General features: G+C 58.2%; 6 protein-coding genes. All 6 read right to left on the minus strand.

Going from position 1 to position 5781, the window contains the following annotated elements:
* A partial coding sequence (locus OP498_RS18000; RefSeq protein WP_280554722.1) for an ATP-binding protein occupies nucleotides 1-458 on the minus strand: 458 nt, incomplete at its 3' end.
* A 534-nt stretch (nucleotides 459-992) separates the two neighbouring features.
* The gene (locus OP498_RS18005; protein WP_280554723.1) at nucleotides 993-1850 is read right to left on the minus strand and encodes a fumarylacetoacetate hydrolase family protein; all 858 of its coding nucleotides are present in this window, start codon (nucleotides 1848-1850) and stop codon (nucleotides 993-995) included.
* Nucleotides 1851-1903: 53 nt separating this feature from the next.
* On the minus strand, nucleotides 1904-2926 hold the full coding sequence (gene gtdA / locus OP498_RS18010; protein WP_280554725.1) for a gentisate 1,2-dioxygenase: 1023 nt from the start codon (nucleotides 2924-2926) through the stop codon (nucleotides 1904-1906).
* 40 nt (nucleotides 2927-2966) lie between these two features.
* Nucleotides 2967-4250, minus strand: coding sequence for a TRAP transporter large permease (locus tag OP498_RS18015; protein ID WP_280554727.1), 1284 nt, complete (start codon nucleotides 4248-4250; stop codon nucleotides 2967-2969).
* Nucleotides 4234-4785 (minus strand): TRAP transporter small permease subunit, encoded by a 552-nt coding sequence (locus OP498_RS18020; RefSeq protein WP_280554728.1) that lies wholly within the window; start codon nucleotides 4783-4785, stop codon nucleotides 4234-4236. Before OP498_RS18020 ends, OP498_RS18015 begins: the two co-directional genes overlap by 17 nt.
* Nucleotides 4786-5058: 273 nt before the next feature.
* Nucleotides 5059-5781 (minus strand): IS1595 family transposase (locus OP498_RS18025; RefSeq protein WP_280554730.1); only part of this gene is annotated, 723 nt, incomplete at its 5' end.

The following is a 5781-nucleotide window of genomic DNA, read 5'->3' on the forward strand; positions in this document are numbered from 1 at the left end:
ATGTCGTCGATCACCAGCACGGCGTACTTGTCGAGCTTGGTCAGCGCATCGCTCAGGCGCAGGGCCTGCTTGGCGGCCTGGAGCTCCTGCACCAGGCCCGATGCCGTGGCGTAGCGCACCCGGTAGCCCTGGTCGATTAGCGCATGACCAAGCCCGGCGGCCACGTGGCTCTTGCCCACGCCGGAGGGGCCGAACAGCAGCAGGTTGTGGGCCTGGTCGACCCACTGGGTATCGCCCGCCAGAGCGCTCAGCTGCCGGCGCTGCTCGGCGGTGAGGGCGTCGCATTCGAAGGTCTCCAGGGTCTTGCCCACCGGCAGCCGGGCCTCCTTGAGGTGACGGGCCAGTCGGCGCCGTTCACGCTCGGCCAGCTCGTGCTCGCACAGGGCGGCCAGCGTCTGGGGCAGGCTCCAGCCCTCGGTCTGGGCGCGGGTCTCCAGCTGGGACCAGCAAGCGGCCATGGTGGGCAGGCGGAGTTGCCGCAGCAGCAGCGGCAGGGTCTGGGCACCTTGTGCAGGTTGAGCAGGTGCTTGAACGATTTGTCCTGACGGAAGTTCTCGATGGCATCGAAGTCACTCATGCCCAGACACAGCAGCCCCAGGTAGGCCTTGACGATGTCGCTGGAAGGCACTCCTTGCGAGGTGGGGAAGCGACTGTCGAGGCTGTCGATACCGGCCATCTCGACGCACTGGCCGATGATCGAGAGACCGGCATGGCTGGTGAGGGTACGACCACTGGCGCGGAACTGGATGTTGGGCATGGTACGCTACGGGTGAAGGGCTGATTTGGCGATATTATCATGCAGGTCAGCGGCTTAGGAGCGTTTTTGGGTGCCGGGTTCACGGATTCACGGATTCACGGATTCACGGATTCACGGATTCACGGATTCACGGATTCAGGAATAAGGTAATCCCCGGCAAAGCCGGGGGATACTTACAATATATATTTCCTATGATTGGCTCACGGATTCAGGAGTTCCTCCTGCCAATTATGACTCAAGCCAAGGAGATGTCGATCTCCATCTCACCGATCCCCTCGCACCGGGCAGTGACTTTGTCGCCGGGCTTGACAGGGCCGACGCCATCGGGCGTGCCAGTCATCAGGACATCACCCGGGTGAAGCGCGTAGAAAGAGGATGCCCACTCAATCAGAGTCGGGATATCGATGACCAGGTCACGAGTATTAGCCCTCTGCCTCAACTCGCCGTTCACCAACAGCTCCAGATCAAGATTCCCCGGGGCCTTGATTTCATCGGCTGTTACAAGCCAAGGCCCAAGCACTGAGTACGTATCGATGGACTTGCGCAGCGAGCGCTCCTCGCCCCCACGCAGAGTCATGTCCAGCCCGATCGCGTAGCCTGCCACATAGTCCAGCGCCTCCTCGCGACTGACCCGGTCGGCCGTGCGGCCAATAATCACCGCCAGCTCTACTTCATGATCGTTACGCCGCTCTGCATAACGCAGCCGGACCCCATCGACCGGCCCGGCCAAGGAACTAGAGGACTTCAGGAATAGCCCTACATCGTGAATCTTTTGAACATGCTGCTGATGGAAAGTCTCCGGGTTCGCCTGCGCCTCGGCCAAGTGCTTGAGATAGTTCACTGGCGCAGCAGGGATTTTGGAAGGATTAGCGACCGGACTAGAGAGCTTAACCGAGTCTAGGGGCAGCCTCTTCGCTTCTTCTCTGAGCCTGTCGATCTCCTCCATGATTTGCGGCAAATTAGCGATCAGAAGATCACCCGGGGGCAACGGCCAAGTAACAGCCGGAATGCATTTTAGCGCCTCGGACACGTCGAGAACCTCCTTGCCCTCGATGACACCGAGCCGATCAGAATTAAAACGACAGATTCGCATGATATTGATCCTATCTTTAATGATAAATTAAGGTGCTCACGCAGAGTGTGGCATTAACCGAGCCACTCGCGCCACAGGCCGAGCTTCTCGTACACGGGGCGATCCGAATAGGTAAAGGCGACGGTGTCCTCGACAGCCTCGAGCTCATAGGGCAACCAACCAGGAAGCGCAAGTACATCCTTAGGGCGAGCGAGGAACTCCTCCGATCCGATCTTAACCTTGACGCGTCCTTCGACCACCACCATGACTGCCCCATCCGTCGATGCATAGGGGCGGGTATGAAAGCCCTTGGGCAGCAGCCGCATGCTGGTAGCGATTGTGGGAATGGCCCAGTCGCCATTGGTTGGGTTAACGTAGCGCAGACAGTGGCCATGGTGCGGATCAGGCTCGTCATGCCGCAGGTGCTCCAGAGCCTCCCGCGTGCGCTCGTAAGGATAATTGAAGACTGGCGAGGTGTCGAGCCCCCCGCGATTAAGGGTGATTGGCACTAGGCCCATGCCATAGCGAGCCATTGCATCCCCCTCTGGACGAACAGTCTTATGTACTGCGTTCTCGTGCTCCTCTCGGAAGCCCGCACGCAGGAAGTTCACCAAGGGGACATCGAGCCCGTCCAGCCAGATCACCGGCTCGTCGGCCTCATTGCCGTGATCATGCCAAGCCCAAGATGGCGTGATGATAAAATCGCCCGGGTGCATCGTTGTGCGCTCGCCGTCCACCGAAGTGTAAGCGCCTGAACCCTCGATGATAAAACGTAGCGCAGACTGCGTGTGACGATGCGCTGGCGCCACTTCGCCAGGAAGAATAAGCTGCAGTCCTGCATAAAGAGTATCAGTAATTTGCGAGGTCTCCGGCAGGCCAGGGTTCTGCAGCACCAGCACGCGCCGCTCCGCCTCCTCAGCACTAATCAATGTTCCTGCTTCGATGATCCGTTCCCTCACAGCAGCAAAATCCCAGTGATGGGGTTGCGCGCGCGGCTTGGGCTCATTTGGGACCAGTCCTTTTAGCACTTCCCAAAGCGGACCAAGGTGCTGGTTCTCCAATTTCTTGTAATACATGTTCAAATCAGGGCGGGACATGCACAGCTCCTTATCTGAGAGGCCCTCGAACTCGGTGTGCTTAGGCAAGCGCAGTGACTAGGATCGGGGCTAGGACGATCGCGAGCACCACAAGAAGTGCCGCGAGGATGAAGGGTATGAGCGCTCTGCTAAGGGCGCCGATACTGATTTGGTTAATCGATGCGGCGATGTACAGCGCGGTTCCCACTGGCGGAGTAACCAAGCCGAGCACTAGTGTCAAGCAGACGATGATCCCGAAATGAACAGGATCCAGGAAGTAAGCCGACTGGGCGATGGGCAGCAAGATCGGTACCAGAATGATCAGCGCCGCCATCCCATCCATCACCGCACCGATCAGCAGTAGCAGACCGACAAGCAGGAGAAGGAATAGCGTCGGGTCGCTGGTAAAGGCAACCATCAACTCGGTCGCCTTCTGCGGTACCCGATAAAAGGTCAGGACGAAGCCAAAGATGCGAGCGGCCGCGATCAGGAACATAACCACGGCGCTATTGACTGCTGAGCGAAACATCAGCTCTGGAAGCCGCTTGAGCGAGAGCTCCCTGTAACCGACTGCTCCCACTAGAAGTGCCGCTGCCACGGCAACTGCAGCTGATTCGGTGGGTGTGAATGCACCGGAGAGGATGCCGCCAACAATCAGAGCAGGCACAGCCAGCGCGGGCAGTGCCGCAAGCACCCGTCGCAGGCGCGAGACTTGGATTTCGGTGCTCATGCCGGCGTCATCGCCAGTGCTTACCGCATCAGGTCGCCCACTAGGAAGAAAGGCGATAAGAAGGGAGAACGTTAGAAACAGCAGCAAGCCGGGCAGGATTCCACCGATGAACATCGCGTCGATCGGAACCCGTGCGACCACACCGTAAATTATAAAAATCATCGACGGCGGAATAATCGGCCCGAGCAGCGAGGCAGCGATCGTCAGGGCAGTAGCAAATTTCTTGGTATAGCCGGACGCCATCATCTCCGGCACACAGACCCGGCTCATCACTGCCACCTGTGCATTAGCTGAGCCTAGGATCGCAGCGAGGAACAGGTTTGCCACGAGATTCACGTAGGCCAAGCTACGCGGCACCCAGGCCAACAGTGCCTGTGCGGCCGCAAACAGCCGCCGGGTCATCCCGCTCTCGCTCATGATCTCCCCGAGCAGGATGAACAAGGGGATCGCCAGCAAATCGAATATTTCCAGTGATGAAAACATCTGCTGTGGCAGCGCCCCGATCAGGGCGTAGTTTCCAGTCTGCAACACGAACACTAACGCCGCTCCGAGAAGAACGAAGCCGACCGGGACGCCCAGCAGCATCAATCCCAGGAAGCTAAGGGCGATTAGCATTGATTAGCTCCTTTGCCATCCAATGGCCGACTATGTTGGTGATGTGGTGAATTGTGCTGGCGATAAAGAACAGCGGGATGACAGTGAGAAAGGGTTGCTTAGAGATGCCGAGTGTGATCAGGATGCCGATACTGGCCGCCGGCGAGATGAACCACTGGATGGAGGCAATCGTCAAGGTGATTAACATCACTAGGACTATGAAATCAGCAAGCTTCTGCGCGACGCGCTGCGCGCGCGACCCGAGCAGATCAATGAAAAGCGTTACCGCTACTAGCTGGTGTTGTCGAATCGTCAGTGATGTAGCCAGAAAGCTCATCCAGATCATGATGATGACCGAAACCTCCTCCGCGTAGTACAGCGGAGATGAGAACACATAGCGCATGATCACATTGGCCACCAAGAGGATCGAGAAGCTGGCCACAAGACAAACGCAGGTCCACTTCTCAACCCAGGCAATGCAGCTGCTCAGTCTTTGCAGCCCAATAACGAGCCCCCTCGCAGGGGCCCCGTATCGATAGAGATTTACAATGCTCATGGCGGAGCTTGCTCCTTCTCTTGGGGTTTGAGCACGGCTATTTTGGCCATGCTTTATTCGCTCGACACCTTGAATCCGTGTGCCTTTGCATAATAAAAACAATTAAAAAGATCAAGATAGGTTTTTTGCTTCACTCAAGATATCACCTATTTTCATGTAAACCATCGATACTAATGGACTTTTTATAAGGGGCTCACGGACTCAGGTCTCCTGTCAATGTTCGCTGGCGGAACCGGTATAGTCCGCGCCTCTGGGCTTCTTATGTTTGCCTGATTACGCATAAGGCTCAGCCATCTTCAGGAACCGGTATGGCATCGGCGGTGTTCGGGCGGCTACCGTGAGAAAGCGCGGGATCATGGCCTTGAGGTCATAGCGCCGATTGAAGCGGTACTCGAACTCGGCCAGGTAGCGCGGGGCATGCTGCCCGCGGATGGCATGGTAGGTGCCGGTGATCGCGTTCTTGACGTTGCCCAGCAGCGTGTTGACCCAGTTGAACTCGGGGTTCTCAACACTGGCACGTCCACCCCCGGTGATATGGCGCTCATGAACGTAGGGGGGCGTATCGAAGGCCCGGAAGCATCCGAGGCCGTCGCTGATGACCAGACTCCCGGGTGCAATGGCCTGTTGGGCGTAGCGACGTATCTCGGCAAGGGTAAAGCCGCTCACACGGCGCAGCTGAACACGCTGAGGATAGCCCGCCTCATCGGTTTCTACGGCCGCCACAAACGGGAACTTGTGCTCAGCGCCACGCCCGCGCTTTCCCGGCCGTTCACCGCCCAGGTAGGCGTCATCCAACTCGATGCGTCCGGAGAGCCTCTCCCCCTGGTTGCGCTCGTGCATGACCTGCAGCAGCTTGTGCTTGAGCTTCCAGGCGGTGTTGTAGGCGACGCCGAGCTCCCGGGACAGCTGCAGCGCCGAGATGCCACTCTTGCGCTGCGTGAGCAGGTAGATCGCCAGACACCAGGTGGTCAGCGGCAAGTGCGTGCCATGGAAGAT

Source organism: Halomonas sp. 25-S5, from assembly GCF_029889845.1.
In the GTDB taxonomy this organism is placed as follows: Bacteria; Pseudomonadota; Gammaproteobacteria; order Pseudomonadales; family Halomonadaceae; genus Halomonas.